The sequence below is a fragment of the Natroniella acetigena genome (assembly GCF_023227745.1).
GTDB classification, from domain to species: Bacteria; Bacillota; Halanaerobiia; order Halobacteroidales; family Halobacteroidaceae; genus Natroniella; species Natroniella acetigena.
Genome location: NZ_JALKBX010000045.1, coordinates 1 through 20220, shown reverse-complemented (window position 1 = coordinate 20220; position 20220 = coordinate 1). Strand labels below are relative to the sequence as shown.

Here is a 20220-nt window from a genome sequence, read left to right as displayed (position 1 = left end):
GGAGCGGGAAACCGGACTCGAACCGGCGACACCCAGCTTGGAAGGCTGGTGCTCTAGCCAACTGAGCTACTCCCGCATTAAATTTAATCTATAATAAACTTATCCATTATTAAAAGGAAGAAATTAAAAATTAATAAAGTTATTGTCTATTAATTTTTAATTTAGTCCTTCTAAGTCAACATATTAAATAATAGACACAACACTGACATTATATGATTTTTATTTCTAGAGTTCAAGATTTAAATTCAGAGAATAAGTGTGATTAACAACTATTTAAAACACTTAGAGTAAAATAGTTCTGTTTTTCTTTGATTTAAATTATATATCTTTCTTTTCTAAAAAATGTTCTAGTTTCTTTTTAATTCTTTGTAATGCATTATCAACTGATTTAACATGCCTGTCTAAAGTTTTAGCAATCTCTTGATAACTCCTCCCTTTTAAATATTCAATCAAAACACTTAATTCTAAATCACTCAATATTTTTTTTATATTAGTTTCTAACATTTGATAAGTTTCATTGGTAATAAACAATCGTTCTGGATTAGATAACTTACTCCCCTTTAAAATATCCAATAATGTCCGACCAGAATCTTCACTATATAAAGGCTTATTCAAGGAAATATAAGAGTTTAACGGTTGATGCTTCTGTCTTGTAGCTGTTTTAATTGCAGTTATAATTTGTCGCGTAATACACAATTCAGCAAAGGCAGGAAAAGAGGCTAATCGCTCTACTTTATAGTCTCTAATAGCTTTATAAAGACCGATCATTCCCTCTTGGATTATATCTTCTCTGTCACCACCAATTAAAAAATATGATCTTGCTTTTGCTTTAACAAAATTTTTATACTTACAAATTAGGTACTCTAATGCTAAGGCATTACCATTCTGGGCACATTCGACTATTTCATCATCTGTCATATTGTCATAGCTGTCATAGCTGTCATACCCACTATATTTTAGGTTTCCTTTCACCCATAATCGCCTCCACCCTTCACTTTCAAGATTACAGTTATTATTATAACTTATGTAATCTTTCTTAGTCAAGCAAGAGAGGCTGTAACTTTTTCCTAACTTCAATTGCCTGGATTATATTTAATAATTTGCTCCAGTGGAAAATAAGTATCTACGGAAATAACTTCTTCTTTTTGAATTCGATTTCTTTCTTTAATTATTCTTGTAGTAACAACTTTATATCCTTCTCTTCCTTCTTGGACTAGCTTCTTCTTATCAACTGCTAAGCTTTTATCTGTTTTTTTTATTATTTCCGGTTCTAATACTTCAAGCTCTGCAGTCTCTAATTCGATCAACTTACCAAGGTCTCGTCCTATCAAACTAACAGTTAATTGCTCTGCAAGAACTCTAACCACTATCATTATTGGATAATCACTTGTATTCTTAAATTTAAAATCAATTTGATCGTAATAAATTGTAGCTCCTCTCCCTAAGGGAACATATCTTACTGGCTGAGAATGATTGGTTCTGCTTACTATCTCTAAACCTGCTAATAAGACTGTATTATACAAGGTAGAGGACACTTGACAAATCCCACCCCCTACCCCATCTACAAACTCTCCTTCAATAATCTCTGGTGCTTTCTTATACCCTCTTTCCCTACTCCTAGGGCCAACAACTTGATTAAAAGAAAAAACTTGGTCTGGCTCAAGCATAACTCCATCTAACTTTTCTGCAGCTAGTTTTATATTAGTATTGCGGTTTATCTCTTCTTTGTCAAAATAAGTTGTATACGTAGCAACCACATCAGTTGCATTATATTCAGCTAACTTCCTCAATCCAGTTACACAATTAGCATCAGCTAATCCTGTAGCAGCTAAAATAAAGAAAATTATGCTACAAATGAATATTGAATAGCTAAAATATCTTGAATTTAACATCCTACTCACCTGTTTCTTGTTGCCGAACCGTTTCATACAATAAAACCCCTGCTGCTACTGAAGCATTTAAGGAGTCTACTTGTCCTTGCATCGGTAATTTAACTAAAAAATCACATTTCTCTCTAACTAACCTTCTTAAACCACTACCTTCACTGCCAATTACCAACCCCAATGCTCCAGTTAAGTCGGCTTGATAATGCAACTGTTTTCCTGCTACATCAGCACCAGCAATCCAAAAACCTTCTTCTTTTAACTGTTCAATAGTCCGAGCCAAATTAGTTACTTGAGCTACAGGTAAATACTCTACTGCCCCTGCAGAAGCTTTAGCTACTACTGGTGAAAAGCCAACCGATCTCCTACTAGGAATAATTACACCTTGAGCTCCTGCTGCATTAGCTGTCCTTAGAATTGCCCCAAAATTATGAGGATCCTTCAATTCATCTAATAAAACCAACACAGGACTGTCAGTTTCTTGTTTAGCATGACTAATCAATCGATCTAACTTCCAATAACTCAATGGCTCAGCAAAAGCAATCACCCCTTGATGAGCATGAGAATCAGCTAAATTAGTTAAGTCATTTTTACTAACTCGTTCAATATAAACTCCTGCTTGTTTAGTTAACTGCTGAACCTGCTCAATTGACCTTCCTTGAGCGTTCTTCAAAACCAAAATCTTTTCTATCTCTCTTCCTGCTTTTAAAGCTTCAATCACTGGATTTCTACCTTCAATTTTTGCCATTAAATATCACCTTCTTTTAGTTTATCTAATCTCCCACAACTCATCTGCCCTTCCTTACACCTTTTTTCAGTTTCACATAACGGGCCAGCCTTAGCAAAGATAAGAGGTGCTACCTCTCGTACCTGCTTAAGTATCAATCTAGCTAAATCCCTAATCTCCCTTTGAGCTCGCTCACAACATCTTAGTTCAAAAAAGTGTAATAGACTTCTAGCATTCATGGTGACTACTATTTTTGTTTCAGTTGCATTAGGCAATACATATCTTGCTGCTTCAATCGCCTCTTTTTCAGCATACCCTTTTTCTACCAACTTATTCGTCAATTGCTCATATAACTGATGTTGCTGATTCATATTCTCCTTAAATAATTGAGTTGCTTCTTTACTCTCTAAGATCTTAGCTGGGATAATATAATCAAATTGTTCTTTTTCCCGTACATATCGCTGTGATTGTTGGGAGTTGTGAACTACAAAACCATTAGCTATAAAATTATGGTGAGGTGACTTCATTTCAATATCATAAGTCATTTCTTCACCTGTATACTTTATTGATTTAATTTTAGCTAATCTAATCTTCTTCACTACTTCTCCTTTGTGTCTTACTTTATGACAAGTAGAACATAATTCCTCTAAGTTATCTAATTCATTATTTTTAGGATTTCCATCTTTGTGGTGAAATTCAGTCTTCTCTGTTACTTTGCCACATAAGATACATTTGCCTTTTTTAGAGTATTTTTGTAGCCTTCTGCTTCTACTGTATCCTCCTGATTGAGTTATTTTGTCACTTTTCCAATTAGGGTTGTTCTCTTTAGTCATATCTCCACAATTATTATTACCTTTCATTTTTTCAGAAACTATTTTTAAAGGTTCATAATTTTCTTTAGTTTTTCCTTTGTCATGAGGTTTAGCACCTCTGCTCCAACTACCAAATTCTTTTTGTAAACCAAATTTTCTTATCCATTTTCTAATAGTGTGCTTAGAACAGTTACATAATTCTGCCATCTCTTTTTGACTTAACTCTTCCCGGTGGTATTTTTTCTCTAACCACTCTTTATCTCTATACAACTGTTTCCCATTAACATATATTAAATCACCATCATTTATTTCCTTTAATCTCTTCCAACCATTATCGGTTAAAAACCTATGTTTTTTAGTAGTTTTAATTCTATAACCATCTTCGGTTTCTACTAAAAATAATTCTTTCTTGCCACACTTGATCACATCTTCTATCTTATTATTAACTAAAATATTATTTTCCTCATCAACACTTCTAATATGAGTCATATCTCTATATTGCTTTTTCATTTCATACAATTCTTTTATAGTCCTAACTTTAACATTTCTATTAGCGTGATCAGTATATACCTCAGTATCTCCAGCTAAACAGTAACTAGCAATTCTATGCCTAACCAGCTGATGACTAGTAACTCTAGAAACACCTTCAATAGCAAAGGTAAACTTAATATGTTCTAGAGTAGATAGATGACCATTATTTAAAATAATCTGCAATAAATCCTCTGCCTCTTCTTCACTCATTTCCTCTACTAATTTATCGGCTCCAACTGGAGAGTAACATAGCCTTGCTGCTGCTGCAGCTGTCTTTTCTGGGTCAGTAGTATGATTAATTAATTTTACATTTGCTTCCATCAAAATCCTCCTCTATAATATCTCCTTAATTAATTCAAACAATTCTACTAATCTACCTCCTTCTCCTTTTAAATATAAATACCCAAGCAAAGCTTCAAAAGCAGTACTATATTGATAATCAGCCGGATCAGCATTACTCGGTACATTAGTATTAGCATTTCTCCCCCGACGAACAATAGTTAACTCCTCTTCAGTTAAATGCTCCCTTAACTCTTCAAGTAGCTCAGCTTGAGCAGTAGCATTTACATACTCAATTGCTTGGCGATGTAACTTCTTTGGTTTAGCTGCATTTCTCTCTAATAACAGATTCCGGATAAACAATTCAAAAACACTATCACCTATATAAGCCATAGTTGCTGGTGATAATAAATTAGGGCGTGCTGGAAAATCAATTATCTCCTTTAACAACTCTTCTACCTCCTAACTCAATTTCCACTGTGAACCTTGTGGTGTATCTTTAACTTCAATACCTAATTCACCAAGTCGATCTCGAATTTGATCTGCTAATTGATATTCTTGCTTCTCTCTAACTTCTTCTCTAACATTCAATAATAACTCTACTAACGAATCTACTAACTGTTGATCTTTTCCTTCTTCAACTGCTAATTCAATCCCTAACACATCTTCTCCTAATCTTTTAAAGAGTTGATTAATCTCAACTAATGTCTCCTTAACAGATTTAGTTAATTCAAATTGTTCACTATTAACAAACCGATTGACCTCTTTAGCCAACTCATATAATGTACCAATTGCCAAAGCAGTATTGAAGTCATCATCCATAGCTGCTATAAACTTTTCTTTCTTTTTCATTGCTAACTCTTTTAACTCAGCCCCATCTAATTGTCCTGTTACTACTTCTTGCTCTACTAGATACTTGATCTTCTCTACAACATTTTCTAATCTGGCCAGTCCAGTAGCTGTATTCTCTAATTCCTGATCACTGAAGTTGATTGGACTGCGATAATGCTTGGTAATCAGAAATAATCTAACTACTCTAGCTGGGTATTTACTCAATATCTCTCGTGTTGTAAAGAAATTACCTAGTGACTTAGACATCTTCTCTCCATCAATATTGATATACCCATTATGGAGCCAATAATTAACTACTTGCTGACCACAACAGGCTTCACTTTGGGCGATCTCATTTTCATGATGAGGAAATACTAGATCAACCCCTCCAGTATGAATATCAAATCGATCACCAAGATACTTCCTTGACATTACTGAACACTCAAGATGCCAACCCGGTCTGCCTGCTCCCCATGGACTATCCCACATCGGTTCTTCTTCTGATGCTTTCCATAGAGTGAAATCTAAAGGATTTTCTTTTTTATCACTAACATCCACTCTTGCCCCTACTTCTAAATCCTCTAATTTTTGTTTAGATAACTTCCCATACTCCTCAAACTTTTCAATTCTAAAGTAAACATCCTCTTCACTTTGATAGGCATAGCCTTGTCTAATCAAATCCTCTATCAGCTCTATCATCTCAGAAATATGTTCTGTCGCTCGAGGATAAAAATCCGCTTCTTTAAGGTTCAATGCTGTAACATCTTCAAAAAAAGCAGCAATAAATCTGTCAGCTAACTGCTGAATACTGACCCCTTCTTCATTGGCCCGCTTAATCATCTTATCATCAACATCAGTAAAGTTAAGTACATGTGTTACCTGATAACCTTTATATTCTAAATAACGTTTAATAATATCAGGTACAACGAAAGCTCGAGCATTCCCAATATGAAAGTAGTCATAAACGGTTGGCCCGCAAGAATAGATCTTAACCTTTCCTTCTTCTATAGATTCAAACTCTTCTTTATTTCCTGTTAAAGTATTATAAACTCTTATCGTCACCTCTTCCACTCCTTCCTTTATTATTGTTCTGCTCTTCTAGTCTCCTTATTCTTCTGTTCACAGATTCTAGCATTTCTTGAACCGGATCAGGCAGATCACCATGCTCTAAATCAATACGATCTTTTCCTTGCTGAATCTTTTGACCATCCCTAACTACAACCTTACCAGGAATTCCAACTACTGTACAATTATCCGGCACAGATTTCAATACAACTGCTCCTGCTCCTACCTTTACATTATTACCAATTTCAATTGATCCTAAAATCTTAGCTCCTGCACTAACCATCACATTATCTCCTAAAGTAGGATGCCGTTTACCAGTTTCTTTTCCTGTCCCACCTAAAGTAACCCCTTGATAAACAGTAACATTATCCCCAATCTCTGTAGTCTCTCCAATTACAACGCCCATTCCATGATCAATAAATAGACCTGAACCTATCTTGGCCCCTGGATGAATCTCGATCCCAGTTAAGAATCTACTAACTTGAGATATAAGTCTAGGAATAGTCCTTAAACCAAACTTATACAATGGATAAGCAAGTCTATGAAATATAATTGCATGCAAGCCAGAATATGTTAATAAAACTTCAAGTAAATTGCTCGCCGCTGGATCACGTTCAAATATAACCTTAATATCATTTTTAACCTCATTAAACATCTTCACAGCCCCCCCTACATCTAAATAGTGTTCTCTCTGCAGGTCTTATTAGACCTTCCGTAATAAAAAACATTTGCTAAATTAAAGCCTGTTATTACAATGCTTCGCAGATAACTAAATTTCTCTGCCCCCGTCTTAGTGTACAATGTAAAATGTATAATTGTCAATTGACAATTAAAATTCAAAACCACACATTTAAAACATTAAACCCATCACTACTTGCAAAGTATCCTACGATTAAATATTTAATCTTCCAATATTTTCTTTTAGCTAAGAGTACTCCTAGCATTAATAAACTATACAACAGAGAAATCCTTGCAAGCAGTTAACTTTAAAGTCTTAAACTTTAATTGTAAACTATCCTATTCATTATAAATTGTAAGTTACACTAATATCAATTGAAAAAGCCTTCCATCTCTATGTTTCAGAGACGAAAGGCCGCGGTTCCACTCTGGTTAGCTAACTAAGCTCCCTTAATAATCAATTAACGCTGATTAGACGAAATAACTTACTTAACCTTCAGTTATTCAGCTTAAGGGGGCATTCAACTAATCTTTTTTAAAGATACTTTCAGCCTCTGGTATCTTCTCTCTAACAAAAAGAATATTAGTTTACTAATCCCTATCATTGCCATTATACTTTATTTTTCTAAATTAATGCTAAAGCTTTATCCAAACGATTAATTACCTCTTCTTCACCTAAAATAGCAATAATATTATATAGTTCAGGACCTGACCCTTGACCAGTTAAAGCAAATCTTAGGGGATGGTAAAATAATCTTCCTCCTACAGGTAATTCATTCATTGCTTCTTTTAACATCTCTTTTGCTGTTTGAGGGGTTAACGAATCTAGACTAACTACTTTCTCTTTTAAAGTTTTTAATACTAGATCAACTTGCTCTTCCCTAAAAGTCTCAACAACTTGATCATAATCTTCATATTCAACATCACCAAAGAAGAGAGCAACTTGTTCAGTAATTTCTGCTATATAATCTATAGAACCCCGCACAGTATCAATTACTAATTCAATCCATTCCTTAGATTTATCTTCTAAATCACAACCAGCTTCTTCTAGATATGGAGTTGCTAAAGCAACTATCTGCTCCAGATCAGCATTTCTAATATACATTCCATTCATCCAGTTTAATTTTTCTACATCAAAGACAGCTGGACTCTTAGCTACTCCTGCTAAAGAAAACTGTTCAATAATTTCTTCTTGAGTAAACAATTCGTCTTCACTATCAGGAGACCAACCTAATAAAGCTAAGAAATTAATTAATGCCTCTGGTAAATAGCCCTTCTCTCGATATTGACTAACATAAACATAGGCTTCTCCACTTCTTTTACTCAGTTTTGATTTATCAGCTCCTAAAATCATTGATAAATGAGCAAATTGTGGCGCTTCCCAGTCCAAAGCATCAAACAACAATTGTTGTTTTGGTGTATTCGATAAGTGATCTTCACCTCTGATTACATGGCTAATCTCCATTAAATGATCATCAATTACAACTGCAAAATTATAAGTTGGTATTTCATCAGACTTAACAAGTACAAAATCATCAATTACTTCACTACTAAAAGAAACATCTCCTTTTACTAAGTCCTTAACGATAATTTCTTGCTCCTGGTGTGGAACTTTAAATCTAATCACTGGCTTCCTACCTTCAGCTTCTAACTCTTCCTTTTCTACTGCAGTTAAACTTCTACACTTTCCAGTATATCTAGGTGCCTCATCATTTTGACGCTGTTTTTCTCTCATTTCTTCTAATTCTTCAGGAGTACAATAACATCGGTAAGCAAGATCTTGCTCAAGTAATTGTTGAATATATTCTTGATACAATTCTAACCTTTCCATCTGCCGATATGGCCCATAATCTCCTCCAACTTGAACACCTTCATCCCAGTTTAAACCTAACCAATTCATTTCTTGTTGAATTACTTCTTCAAACTCACTAGTAGAACGTTCTTGATCCGTATCCTCAACTCTTAAAATAAATGTTCCATTATTCTTTTTAGCAAATAAATAATTAAATAATGCTGTTCTAATATTTCCAATATGTATTTGCCCAGTAGGACTTGGAGCAAATCTTACTCTAATATCACTCATTTTCTTCACCTTCCTCTACAACAATTTAATTAGAATTAATTTTAAAACTACTTTTAAATCACACTCATTCCGACTGCTAACTGCTCTGGTCCATCAACTAAAGCATGACCAAATTTACCGAAGACAGCTACTGCTACTCTACCTCTACCTCTAACAATAGCTACCTTAAACCCGCCACCTAAGCCGGGATTCACTAAATTAAGCTGGGTATAAGCATCTTTAACTGCATTAGATACAGCCAATTTTTCTCGGAAATTTTCCTTAATAACTCCTCGAGCAATAGCAGCTACAGTCATACTCTCTCGTAATTTAATTGGTAAATTTTCAGCATTGGCCCCTGTCTGAGTAATTGCTACTTTATAATTATAACCCTTAATCTTATCTAACCAGTAATTTTCATATTCTCTACTCCTTGTCATAGATAAATAAATAGCTGAGCTCTCTGGTGAAAGTTTGGCTTTATCCTCTTCCTGCTTTACATAACCAGAAACAATATCTTCTGCTGTAACAATTCCTACTAATTTATCCTCTTTTACGACAGGTACTCCACCAATACCATTATCAGATAATATCTGTGCTACTTCTTGTACACTATTATTTTCAGTAACAGAAATTACTTCTTGAGTCATTAATTCTCTGATTAAAACATTTAAATCAGTCTGCTGAACTAAATCTCCATCTGTTATGATACCTATAACTTCTTTATCCTCAACAACAACTAACCTACCAATACTATTGACACTCATTAACCTTTGTGCTTCTTCGATTGTAATATTAGGATTAATTGCAATCACTTCTTCGCTCATTAGTTCTCTAACTAACATGATATATAACCTACCTTTCTTTTATACTTACTATTGCCTGAGCAGCAATTCCTTCTCCTTGACCTATAAATCCTAATTTTTCAGTTGTTGTTGCCTTAAGATTGACTTGTCCAACTTCCACTTGTATACTTTGAGCTATCTTATTCTGCATTTGTGAAATGTAAGGGGCCAATTTAGGTTGCTGCGCAATAATAATAGTATCTAAATTATTGACTTCATATCCTGCTTCTAAAACTGAATTCATTACTTGTTCTAATAAGACCAAACTAGAAATACCCCGATACTGAGGATCATCATCAGGAAAATGAGAACCAATATCTCCCGCTCCAATCGCTCCTAATAATGCATCTTTAATTGCATGCAATAATACATCTGCATCAGAATGACCAACTAAACCTACAGAATGTTCAATTCTAACTCCACCTAAAACTAGATCTTCTCCTTTGGCTAACCGATGAACATCATAACCTAACCCTACTCTCATCTTTACCCCCTAACTAAGATCTTTTCAGCAAATTCTAAATCCTCAGGAGTAGTAATCTTTAAATTTTGATAAGACCCCTCAATTACCTTAACAGGTCTATTTAATCGTTCAACCAAACTAGCACTATCAGTTCCGATGTAACCTTCTTGCATTGCTGTGGTATAAGCTTCTAAGATCAAATCTTTTTTAAAAGCTTGTGGTGTTTGAATGGCAACGAGCCTAGAACGCTCTGGAGTATTAACCACCATCTGTTCACGGTTAATTACTTTAATAGTATTTTTAACTGGAACCCCTACTACTACTGCCTGATACCCCTTACTAACCTCTTTAATTATATGTTGAATCAAACCCTTTTTCAATAAGGGTCTAGCTCCATCGTGAATTAATACTGACTCACTTTCTGTAGCAACTTTTTGCAACCCATTATAAACAGATTCTTGCCGTGTTTTACCCCCGATTATTAACTTGTCTACTTTCAATTGATACTTTTCTATGATTTCTTGACAATACTCTCTTTCTTCTTTTCGAACTACTAAAATAATCTCCCCAACTTGCTCACTATTAAATTTATCAACGGTATGAGCAATAATTGGTCGTTCATCTAACAATAAAAATTGTTTATTTTTAGCTGCTTTCATCCTTTTTCCTTGGCCCGCTGCAGGAATCACTACACTCACTTTCATTCTTATTCCTCCATTTACAATACTTGTTGTTCCGTTAGTTTAAGCTTAGCAAAGATCATTCTACCCGCTGCAGTTTGTAGTACACTAGTCACTACTATATCTAGTTCTTCTCCAATATAATCTTTTGCATCATCGACTACAATCATCGTACCATCATCTAAATATCCTACACCTTGTCCTTGTTCTTTTCCTTCTTTGATAATCTTAACTTCCATCTCTTCACCAGCTAACACTACTGGTTTAACAGCATTAGCTAATTCATTTATATTCAAGACTGATACTCCTTGTACCTCAGCTACTTTATTTAAGTTATAATCATTAGTAATAATCTTTCCTTCTAATAACTTAGCTAATTTAACCAGTTTACTATCCACCTCATCAATTGTATTAAAATCATGCTCATAAATTTCAACAGGAATTTCTAATTCCTTCTGAATCATATTTAAAATATCTAACCCTCTTCTGCCTCGATTTCGTTTCAACAAATCAGATGAATCAGCAATATGTTGCAGCTCCTCTAAGACAAATTCAGGAATTACTAATACTCCTTCTACAAACGAAGTTTGACATAAATCAGCTATCCTACCATCAATAATTGCACTAGTATCTAAGATTTTATAAGTTGCTTTTAATCTATCATCTTCTTGCTTATTATCATTACCGCTATAATTATTATCATCATTATCTTTCAGTTTTAAATTTGATTTAGCTATAATTCCAAATAATTCATCTCTTTTCTTAATTGCCAAATTCCATCCTAAGTAAGCAAGACTTAAGTTAATCACGAGTTGTAATACAAACCCAAAGCTGGGAATATCAGAAATAGAAAAGGCTCTAATTATTAATATTCCTAATAATAATCCAAGAATTAAACCTATAATTCCAGATACTATATCCCTAACCGGAATTGTCTCTAACCTACTTTCAAACTTCAAAACACTCTGTACAAATTTATTAATTATTATTGGTAATAATATAAATCCTATTAATCCACCAATTATTAATCCATAAAATCCATTATTAGTAATAATACTATGCATATCAAGACTAAATTCCTCTGCTAAACCAAAAAAGAGAATAGACTGATATCCTAAAACTGCTCCTACTACAACTAAAACTCCCCTCCATAATCTATTCAACATATTTTTTCACCCCCTTTTATCAAAAAACAAACGTCAGGATATCCTGACGTCATTATTCTTCTTCAAAATCCTGCTCAGCAAAAATATTATCAATTTTAGTTTCAATCTCTTCCTCTGATTCATCTTCTGTTAAAACTAATTCACTGATCAGAATCTGTCTTGAATTACTCAACATCTTCTTTTCACCCGTCGATAAACCTTTTATTATATCACGTATAGTTAAATTTCTAACAACCTCAGCTACCTCAAAGATATCTCCCGTCTTTATCTTTTCAGTATTAGCTCGATAGCGTCGATTCCAATTTTGAGACATTTCACTCTGCTTCCCTTCTAAAACTTCATAAACATGTGGTACAACATCTTTATCTATTACATTTCGTAACCCAATTTCTTCAACATTATCCTTAGGGATCATAACCTTCATTTCACCAATTGGTAACTTCATAATGTAGTACTGTTTCGTTTCACCTAAAATCTCCTTCTCCTCTACATCTACAATAGTTCCAGCACCATGATTCGGATAGACAATTTTATCTCCAATTTCAAACATTAACATAACCCTCCATTCAATACATGATCATCCCAATCCATTATATCATATTTAAGTTTCATTATCAATCTCTATTAACTTTAAATATGTCGATCCAATAAAACCTGATCGCGTAATCTCTTTAATCCTTCTTTAATTGCTTGTGCTCTAACTTCTCCAATTCCATCAACATCATCCAATTCATCAATTGAAGCATTGAGTATTTCTTGGAAGTCTCCGAAAACATTAACCAAATTCTCAATCACACTCATTGGCAATCGAGGTATCTTCCTTAATAATCTATATCCTCTAGGGGAAACTGACAAATCCAAAGCGCTCATATTACCCCCATAACCTAAGTGTTTACTAATTGAAGATAAACTTAATAATTCATCTGATAAACTATCAGATATCTTTTCAAAAATATCCGCTTCATTATCTTCTATTTCTTGATCTGCTTTATCCTCTACTTGTGCTTCATAGTCTTTAACAATTAATAATCCTTCTTCTTTTACATTAGCTACTAATTCTTTCAACTGCATCTTGATCAAACGTCCTTCATTACCTAATTCATTAATATACCTTTCAATTTCATTACCAATTCTTAACACCATCTCTGCTCGTTGAATTACAGTTACCACATCAGAAACAGTAACTAAGTCTTCAAATTCTAAAGCACTTAAATTGGTCAAAGCTTGATCTAATACACTTCTATATTTTTCTAGCGTCTGTATAGCTTGATTAGCTTTAGTTAAAATAACTCTAATATCTTCAAGAATATATTTTTTCTCATTTTTATATAGTGTAATTATATCTCTTCTTTGTGAAATCGAAATAACAAGTTCTCCTGTCTGCTTAGATATTCGTTCTGCAGTTCTATGTCTAGTACCAGTTTCCACTGAAGAAATTGAAGGATCAGGAACTAATTGTACATTAGCACATAAAATTCGTTCTGTATCACCACTTAAAACTATAGCTCCATCCATCTTTGCTAATTCATATAATCTGGTAGGTGTTGTTTCAACATTAATATTAAATCCACCATCAACCACCCCTAAAACTTCCTCACTATCACCTACAACAATCAATGCCCCAGTTTTTGCTAGTAATATATTCTCCAATCCCTCTCTAAAAGAAGTTCCAGGAGCAATTAGTTTTAGTATTTCAGAAAATTCTTCATCCTTAAATAAACTAGACATTTATTCCCCTCCCAGAATAAAATCTAATACTTCTCTAATATCCCTAACTGCATTAATTCTTAAACCATGATCAATATTTGTCAATGCCTCTAAATTACTTTTGGGAATAATAAACTCTGTAAACCCTAATTTACTTGCTTCATTTATTCTTTTTTCAATCTGATTAACAGCTCTTATTTCGCCAGATAGACCTACTTCTCCAACTACAGCAACATTTTTAGGTACAGCCAAATCTCTAAAACTGGATACAACAGCCACAATTATTCCTAAGTCAACTGCTGGCTCATTAACTTGAAAACCTCCTACAATATTAACATAAATATCTTGCCCTTGAATATGTAACCCTAATCTTTTTTCCAAAACTGCTAATAATAAAGAAACTCTTTTGTGATCAATTCCAGTTGTCATTCGACTTGGAGTTCCAAAGTTAGCTGTTCCAACCAAAGCTTGTAACTCAATTAAGATTGGTCTAGTTCCTTCTAAACAAGGAATTACCACAGAACCAGAAACTTCCTGAGGCCTTTCTTCAATAAAAGCTTGTGAAGGATTTAATACTTCTGTTAACCCTTCTTGCTCCATTGTAAAAATCCCAATTTCATTTGTAGAGCCAAATCGATTCTTAACAGCTCTTAAAATTCGATAAACATGATTGCGATCACCTTCAAAATATAATACTGTATCTACCATATGTTCTAATGTTCTCGGACCAGCTATAGAACCCTCTTTAGTTACATGCCCAATCAAGATAATTGGAATTCCTTTCTTTTTAGCTAAATGCATTAATCGGGCTGTACATTCTCTTACCTGACTGACACTACCAGGTGCTGATTCCAATTGCGGATTATAAATCGTCTGAATCGAATCTATAATTAGTAAATCTGGCTTTAATTCCTTACTACTCTTAATAATTGATAATAAGTTAGTCTCCGCCAAAATATATAATTCAGAATTAACTGCTTTTAAACGATCAGCCCTTAGCTTAATCTGCTTTTCAGATTCTTCACCAGAAACATATAATACTTTGTTACCTTGCTGACTAATGTTATGAGAAGTTTGTAAAAGCAGAGTTGACTTTCCAATCCCTGGATCTCCACCGATTAAAGTTAAAGACCCTAGCACAATTCCTCCCCCTAATACTCGATCTAATTCTGTAAAATTTGTTCTAACTCTATCTTCAGTAGTAATTTCAATCTCATCTATTCTTTGAGGGATCACATCTGATGCTAACTTCTTCTCTTTTTTCTTCTGTTTTTGATCAATAATTGTTTCTGTTAATGTATTCCAACTATTACAATTTGGACACTTCCCACTCCACTTCAATGCTTTGTAGCCACACTCTTGACAAATATATCTCCGCTTATTTTTAGCCATAAAACCACCTATCCACAATAGACTTAACCTTTATTATAACATTTTACAGCTGGTTTAACAAGATAATATAAGAAAGCAGGGTAGCTACCCTGCTTTCTTAATTATTAAATTTTGCTGAATTGAAGTTTTTCATCTTGAGAGTCCACCTTAATTCTATCTCCCTCATCAAACTGATCTGATAAAAATCTCTCTGCTAAAGAATTCTCTACCAAACGTCTAATTGCCCTTCTTAATGGTCTTGCTCCAAATTCCTTATCATATCCTTCTTCAGCAATTAATTCCTTTGCTGCTTCAGTAAATTCTAATTCAATATCCTTTACCTCTAATCTTTCTTCTAACTCCTCTAACATCAAACCAACAATCTCTTTAATATTTTCTCGGGAAAGAGCATGGAAAACGATTACTTCATCCAATCGATTTAAAAATTCTGGTCTAAAAGTATCCTTCAATTTTGATTTAACCATCTCTTTCATTTCTTCATATTCTCTATCTTCCACATCAGTCTCAATTGCCTTAAATCCGACTCCCCCTGATTTACTCTGAATTAAATCAGCTCCAACATTTGAAGTCATAATAATCATTGTATTCTTAAAATCAACAGTTCTTCCTTGAGCATCTGTTAATTGGCCATCTTCCAACATCTGTAGTAAAATGTTAAATACTTCAGGATGAGCCTTTTCAATCTCATCTAGTAAAATAACTGAATAAGGTCTTCTTCTAACCTGCTCTGTTAACTGTCCACCTTCTTCATGACCAACATAACCTGGAGGAGAACCAACCAACCTTGAAACTGCATGTTTTTCCATATATTCAGACATATCAACTCTAACCATAGCATCTTCATCATCAAACATTACTTCAGCTAAGCTTCTAGCTAACTCAGTCTTTCCTACTCCTGTTGGCCCTAAAAAGATAAATGAACCAATTGGACGCTTAGGATCTTTTAATCCTGCTCTTGCTCTTCTGATTGCTTGCGAAACTGCTTTGACTGCTTCATCTTGACCCACAACCCTTTGATGTAATTCTTCCTCTAAATTAAGCAATTTTTCTGATTCTGCTCGGGCCAACTTTGTAACTGGAACCCCCGTCCAGTCAGAAACTATTTTAGCTATAATTTCTCTAGTAATAACAGTTTCACTCATCCCTTTTTCATTCTTCCACTCTAATTTTATCTCTTCTAGCTTCTCTTTTACTTCTTGTTCTTGATCACGTAAATTAGCAGCTTCTTCAAACTCTTGTGCCTCAATAACAGCTTCTTTTTCTTGCTCAATCTTCTCTAACCTTTTTTCCAAATCTTTAATCTCATTCGGTGCTGTATTCTGTTGTAACTTCACCTGCGAGCCAGCTTCATCAATTAAATCAATTGCTTTATCAGGTAAAAAACGATCACTTACATACCGATGAGACAATTCAACCGCAGCAGAAATAGCTTCATCTGTAATTTTAACTCGATGATGAGCTTCATAAACATCACGCAACCCTTTTAAAATTTTTTCAGCATCTTCTATAGAAGGTTCTTCTACTAAAATAGATTGGAACCTTCTTTCTAAGGCAGCATCCTTCTCAATATATTTACGATATTCATCTAAAGTAGTTGCTCCTATAGTCTGCAATTCTCCTCTAGCTAAAGCAGGTTTTAAAATATTAGCAGCATCAATTGCCCCTTCTGCTCCACCTGCTCCAACTAAATTATGCAATTCATCAATAAATAAGATTACATCACCAGACTCTTCAATCTCCTTCATCACTGCTTTTAATCTCTTCTCAAATTCCCCTCGATATTTAGAACCTGCCAATAATGAACCTAAATCTAAAGCCAAGATTCTATTTTCAATCAAAGGTTCAGGGACTTCACCTTCAACTATTCTTTGAGCCAACCCTTCTACAATAGCTGTCTTTCCTACTCCTGGTTCTCCAATCAAACAAGGATTATTCTTTTTACGCCGACTTAAAATTTGAATTACTCGATCTATCTCTTTATCCCTTCCAATAACCGGATCAAGTTTATCTTCAATAGCAAGTTGTGTTAAATCTGTAGCAAATTTATCTAAACCCCCACTTTGATGTCCATGCCGTCTTTTATTACGTCCACTTTTAGCGCCACCCAATAGCTTAACAACTTCTTGCTGTATCTTATTAAAGTCTGCTCCTTCTTCTTTTAAAATTCGAGCTGCTATCCCTTCTCCCTCTTTGATCAATCCTAACAATAAATGCTCTGTCCCTACATAATTGTGCCCTAACCGTCGAGCTTCTTCTAAAGAAAGATTTAAAACTTTTTTAGTCCGAGGAGTAAACGGTAAACTATCACTTTGTATTTCTTCATTTCCAGTTCCAATAATATCTTTAACCTTAGCTCTCAACTTTTCTAAATTAAACCCACCAGCTTCTAGAACTTTAGCTGCTACTCCCTCTGTTTCTCTAATCAATCCTAATAATAAATGTTCTGTTCCTACATAATTATGATTAAATCCTCTAGCTTCCTCTTGAGAAAAAGCCATCACCTTACGTGCTTTTTCAGTAAACCTTCCAAAAATCATACTAAACCCCCTCCTTAATTCAATAGTTCTTTAATCAATTCAGCTCGATAAATTTCTCTTTCTTCTATTGATAACTTTTCACCTTTAGTTAATTGCAAAGTAGCAGGTCTAATCATGACCATCAATTGATTTAAAATTATTGGCTCTATCCCTTCTATTATACCCAAATCAATTCCTAATCTTACATTTGAAATCAATTCCATTGCTTCTTCAATTGAGATACTATAAGCATGCGTTAAGATTCCATGGGCACGATAAACTTTATTTTTGACACTTACTTCCTGTTCCTGTAATAAAAGCTCCCGAGCATTCTTCTCTTGTTCAATAATTTGCTGAGTTACTTCTAATAAATTTTCTATTATCTCTTCTTCTGAATGTCCTAAAGTTACTTGGTTAGAAATTTGATATAAATTTCCTACTGTATCAGTTCCTTCGCCATATAACCCTCTAACTGCTAACCCTAATTGTGAAATAGCTGACATCAACTTTTCAACTCGATTAATCATACTTAAAGCAGGCAAATGAACCATAACAGAAACTCTCAAGCCTGTCCCTACATTAGTTGGACAAGCAGTCAGGTATCCATAACCCTCAGCAAACGCTACATCTATTTTATCCTCTATATAATCATCTAATTGATCTGCTAAACCCCAAGCTTTCTCAATTTGCAGTCCAGGTAATATCATCTGTAGCCTTAAATGATCCTCTTCGTTAATCATTAAACTAACAGTCTCGTCTTGAGATAAGGCAACTGATTTATATTTATTAACCTGAGTCTGCTCAGGGCTGATTAAATGCTTTTCTACTAACATCTTTCTTTCAAACTCTGACAACTCATCTATGCCAATTAGCTCAAGCTGAAATTCATTATTCTCCCGTAACAACTCCTTAGCCTTGATTGTTACTTGCTTTAATTCTTCGTCACTAGCATGATGAGTGAAACTTAAATCATTAAAATTACGGGCTAACCTAACTCTACTGCTGACTACAACATCAGAGTTTGGTCCTAATTCTTTCATCCATTGATTCATAATCTTCTCTTCCATACTCTTCACCCCCTATTATCCAAATTCTCTTCTAAATCCTTAATTTCATCTCTCAAAACAGCTGCTTTCTCAAATTCCTCTTTAGCTACTACTTGTTTCATTTCTTCTCTCAGATTCTTTATCTTTCTTTTAATCCTCACATTTTCTCCAATTCTTTTAGGAATCTTGCCCGTATGATGGCTGCTACTATGAATTCTTCGTAAAATCTTATCAATTTTATCACCGAAATATTCATAACATTGACTACAACCTAAACGTCCATTATGGCTAAACTCCTGATAACTCAAATTACAATTTTTGCATTTTAATTGTTTACTAGATAAATTTATCTGATGGTGAGAATGGGGCTTACTATTTAAAAGACCCGTCAATAAATTATTAAAAGAAAAGTCAGATCCAAAATTTAATTCACCAGTTGCCTGAGCACACTCTTTACAAAAGTATAACTCCTGCTTTTGATTATTAATAATTTTAGTCACATGAACCGATGCTTCTTTTTCTTGACACTCTTGGCATAGCATTTTACCCCTCCTTTTTAATTAATACTCTTAAAATACCTTTTAATAGTTTAGCCCTTACCATATCTCTTAGTGGTAATTTCAAGCCAAGATTCCGTCTGTTAACTACAGCCTTAAGTAACTTCTGTTCATTCGAAGTAATAATACCCTCCTCAGCTAATCGCTCAATGATATTAAAAGCTGTAAGTTGATCAATTTGGCCCCCAATTTCATTATATAATGATTCAATTATTTTGTGACTCAAATCTGAATCTACTTTAGTAATTTGAATATAACCATTACCACCTCTTTGACTATCAATTATATAACCTTTTTCCAAAGTAAATCTAGTATTCAAGACATAATTAATCTGTGATGGAACACAACTAAATTTACTAGCTAATTGACTCCGTTGTACTCTAACAACATTATTACAACTTAAGATCTTTTTTAAATATTCTTCAATTTGGCTTGAAAGGCTACTCATAGCATCCTCTCCTTTAAATAATTCAATTTGACTATTATTGACTATAAGTATATTATACTATAAATATAGTATTCTTTTGCAAGGATTATTATCAAGTAATATCATCTTAAAAACAAGAATAGATTAAAAAAAATAATCTATTCTCCTCTTTTTAGCTAAAATCTAAGTTTTCCTATTAATATTTTTTACTTAACAACAAAAAAAGATACCCTTTTACTAAAATTAGGTATCTAAAATAAAATGGCTCCCCGAGTAGGACTCGAACCTACGACAAAGTGGTTAACAGCCACTCGCTCTACCAACTGAGCTATCGGGGAACAATGTATTCAATTAATATTTAATATTTAATATTTAATATTTAATATTTAATAATTCAAACCATTATTAGTACTTAACTATTCAATATTCAGTATTAAATGCTTTTTATACATTCAAAACTGCACAATAGACATATTCTAGATTAAGCCCTCGATCTATTAGTACCAGTCAGCTGAAGATGTTACCATCCTTATACCTCTGGCCTATCTACCTG

Annotated in this window: 19 protein-coding genes, 2 tRNA genes, 1 pseudogene and 1 other annotated feature; all 22 genes and pseudogenes read right to left on the bottom strand. The window is 33.8% G+C overall.

Annotation, left to right across the window (positions count from 1 at the left end):
- Positions 1 to 2: 2 nt before the first annotated feature.
- Positions 3 to 76: transfer RNA gene (locus MWH25_RS09645), tRNA-Gly, on the bottom strand.
- A 242-nt stretch (positions 77 to 318) separates the two neighbouring features.
- Positions 319 to 972, bottom strand: a complete 654-nt coding sequence (gene sigH, locus MWH25_RS09640) for an RNA polymerase sporulation sigma factor SigH (protein WP_345947252.1) — start codon at positions 970 to 972, stop codon at positions 319 to 321.
- 101 nt (positions 973 to 1073) lie between these two features.
- A complete protein-coding gene (locus MWH25_RS09635; protein ID WP_248627443.1) occupies positions 1074 to 1928 on the bottom strand; it encodes a VanW family protein in 855 nt (284 codons plus the stop codon).
- The gene (gene rlmB / locus MWH25_RS09630) at positions 1894 to 2631 is read right to left on the bottom strand and encodes a 23S rRNA (guanosine(2251)-2'-O)-methyltransferase RlmB (protein ID WP_248627442.1); all 738 of its coding nucleotides are present in this window, start codon (positions 2629 to 2631) and stop codon (positions 1894 to 1896) included. Before rlmB ends, MWH25_RS09635 begins: the two co-directional genes overlap by 35 nt.
- Entirely contained in the window at positions 2631 to 4025 is a 1395-nt protein-coding gene (gene thyX / locus MWH25_RS13205; protein WP_428832817.1) for an FAD-dependent thymidylate synthase, read from the bottom strand. The genes rlmB and thyX overlap by 1 nt, the downstream gene beginning before the upstream one ends.
- A pseudogene (locus MWH25_RS13200) lies at positions 4014 to 4274 on the bottom strand (FAD-dependent thymidylate synthase); the annotation flags it as partial. The pseudogene MWH25_RS13200 and the gene thyX, both read right to left, overlap by 12 nt.
- Before the next feature lie 12 nt (positions 4275 to 4286).
- A complete protein-coding gene (locus MWH25_RS09620) occupies positions 4287 to 4682 on the bottom strand; it encodes a Mini-ribonuclease 3 (protein WP_248627440.1) in 396 nt (131 codons plus the stop codon).
- Between the two features lie 12 nt (positions 4683 to 4694).
- Positions 4695 to 6119: a cysteine--tRNA ligase gene (cysS, locus tag MWH25_RS09615; protein WP_345947253.1), complete on the bottom strand. Its 1425-nt coding sequence runs from the start codon at positions 6117 to 6119 to the stop codon at positions 4695 to 4697.
- On the bottom strand, positions 6106 to 6783 hold the full coding sequence (cysE, locus tag MWH25_RS09610) for a serine O-acetyltransferase (RefSeq protein WP_248627438.1): 678 nt from the start codon (positions 6781 to 6783) through the stop codon (positions 6106 to 6108). The genes cysS and cysE overlap by 14 nt, the downstream gene beginning before the upstream one ends.
- A gap of 423 nt (positions 6784 to 7206) precedes the next feature.
- Positions 7207 to 7420 (bottom strand) — a binding site (T-box leader).
- An 11-nt stretch (positions 7421 to 7431) separates the two neighbouring features.
- Complete coding sequence (gltX, locus tag MWH25_RS09605; RefSeq protein ID WP_248627437.1) at positions 7432 to 8889, bottom strand: glutamate--tRNA ligase; 1458 nt, start codon at positions 8887 to 8889, stop codon at positions 7432 to 7434.
- Positions 8890 to 8942: 53 nt separating this feature from the next.
- Positions 8943 to 9713 carry a HutP family protein gene (locus MWH25_RS09600; protein WP_248627436.1) on the bottom strand — a complete coding sequence of 257 codons (771 nt, stop codon included), beginning with the start codon at positions 9711 to 9713 and terminating at the stop codon, positions 8943 to 8945.
- Between the two features lie 10 nt (positions 9714 to 9723).
- Entirely contained in the window at positions 9724 to 10197 is a 474-nt protein-coding gene (gene ispF / locus MWH25_RS09595; RefSeq protein ID WP_248627435.1) for a 2-C-methyl-D-erythritol 2,4-cyclodiphosphate synthase, read from the bottom strand.
- 2 nt (positions 10198 to 10199) lie between these two features.
- Entirely contained in the window at positions 10200 to 10880 is a 681-nt protein-coding gene (ispD, locus tag MWH25_RS09590) for a 2-C-methyl-D-erythritol 4-phosphate cytidylyltransferase (RefSeq protein WP_248627434.1), read from the bottom strand.
- Between the two features lie 14 nt (positions 10881 to 10894).
- Complete coding sequence (locus MWH25_RS09585; protein WP_248627433.1) at positions 10895 to 12022, bottom strand: PIN/TRAM domain-containing protein; 1128 nt, start codon at positions 12020 to 12022, stop codon at positions 10895 to 10897.
- A gap of 52 nt (positions 12023 to 12074) precedes the next feature.
- Complete coding sequence (locus MWH25_RS09580) at positions 12075 to 12572, bottom strand: CarD family transcriptional regulator (protein WP_248627432.1); 498 nt, start codon at positions 12570 to 12572, stop codon at positions 12075 to 12077.
- 80 nt (positions 12573 to 12652) lie between these two features.
- Positions 12653 to 13750 (bottom strand): DNA integrity scanning diadenylate cyclase DisA, encoded by a 1098-nt coding sequence (gene disA, locus MWH25_RS09575; protein ID WP_248627431.1) that lies wholly within the window; start codon positions 13748 to 13750, stop codon positions 12653 to 12655.
- A complete protein-coding gene (radA, locus tag MWH25_RS09570) occupies positions 13751 to 15121 on the bottom strand; it encodes a DNA repair protein RadA (RefSeq protein WP_248627430.1) in 1371 nt (456 codons plus the stop codon). It lies immediately after the preceding gene.
- A gap of 104 nt (positions 15122 to 15225) precedes the next feature.
- On the bottom strand, positions 15226 to 17658 hold the full coding sequence (locus MWH25_RS09565) for an ATP-dependent Clp protease ATP-binding subunit (RefSeq protein ID WP_248627429.1): 2433 nt from the start codon (positions 17656 to 17658) through the stop codon (positions 15226 to 15228).
- A gap of 14 nt (positions 17659 to 17672) precedes the next feature.
- Positions 17673 to 18704: a protein arginine kinase gene (locus MWH25_RS09560; RefSeq protein WP_248627428.1), complete on the bottom strand. Its 1032-nt coding sequence runs from the start codon at positions 18702 to 18704 to the stop codon at positions 17673 to 17675.
- A 5-nt stretch (positions 18705 to 18709) separates the two neighbouring features.
- Positions 18710 to 19225 (bottom strand): UvrB/UvrC motif-containing protein, encoded by a 516-nt coding sequence (locus MWH25_RS09555; RefSeq protein ID WP_248627427.1) that lies wholly within the window; start codon positions 19223 to 19225, stop codon positions 18710 to 18712.
- Position 19226: 1 nt separating this feature from the next.
- Positions 19227 to 19688, bottom strand: a complete 462-nt coding sequence (locus MWH25_RS09550; RefSeq protein WP_248627426.1) for a CtsR family transcriptional regulator — start codon at positions 19686 to 19688, stop codon at positions 19227 to 19229.
- Between the two features lie 241 nt (positions 19689 to 19929).
- Positions 19930 to 20005 (bottom strand) — tRNA-Asn (locus tag MWH25_RS09545).
- Positions 20006 to 20220 lie beyond the last annotated feature (215 nt).

Coding starts and splice junctions, on each gene's coding strand:
- MWH25_RS09635 (WP_248627443.1), bottom strand. CDS start 1,928: ATGAAACGGTTCGGCAACAAGAAACAGGTGAGTAGGATGTTAAATTCA.
- rlmB (WP_248627442.1), bottom strand. CDS start 2,631: ATGGCAAAAATTGAAGGTAGAAATCCAGTGATTGAAGCTTTAAAAGCA.
- cysE (WP_248627438.1), bottom strand. CDS start 6,783: ATGTTTAATGAGGTTAAAAATGATATTAAGGTTATATTTGAACGTGAT.
- gltX (WP_248627437.1), bottom strand. CDS start 8,889: ATGAGTGATATTAGAGTAAGATTTGCTCCAAGTCCTACTGGGCAAATA.
- MWH25_RS09600 (WP_248627436.1), bottom strand. CDS start 9,713: ATGTTAGTTAGAGAACTAATGAGCGAAGAAGTGATTGCAATTAATCCT.
- ispF (WP_248627435.1), bottom strand. CDS start 10,197: ATGAGAGTAGGGTTAGGTTATGATGTTCATCGGTTAGCCAAAGGAGAA.
- ispD (WP_248627434.1), bottom strand. CDS start 10,880: ATGAAAGTGAGTGTAGTGATTCCTGCAGCGGGCCAAGGAAAAAGGATG.
- MWH25_RS09585 (WP_248627433.1), bottom strand. CDS start 12,022: ATGTTGAATAGATTATGGAGGGGAGTTTTAGTTGTAGTAGGAGCAGTT.
- MWH25_RS09580 (WP_248627432.1), bottom strand. CDS start 12,572: ATGTTTGAAATTGGAGATAAAATTGTCTATCCGAATCATGGTGCTGGA.
- disA (WP_248627431.1), bottom strand. CDS start 13,750: ATGTCTAGTTTATTTAAGGATGAAGAATTTTCTGAAATACTAAAACTA.
- radA (WP_248627430.1), bottom strand. CDS start 15,121: ATGGCTAAAAATAAGCGGAGATATATTTGTCAAGAGTGTGGCTACAAA.
- MWH25_RS09565 (WP_248627429.1), bottom strand. CDS start 17,658: ATGATTTTTGGAAGGTTTACTGAAAAAGCACGTAAGGTGATGGCTTTT.
- MWH25_RS09560 (WP_248627428.1), bottom strand. CDS start 18,704: ATGGAAGAGAAGATTATGAATCAATGGATGAAAGAATTAGGACCAAAC.
- MWH25_RS09555 (WP_248627427.1), bottom strand. CDS start 19,225: ATGCTATGCCAAGAGTGTCAAGAAAAAGAAGCATCGGTTCATGTGACT.
- MWH25_RS09550 (WP_248627426.1), bottom strand. CDS start 19,688: ATGAGTAGCCTTTCAAGCCAAATTGAAGAATATTTAAAAAAGATCTTA.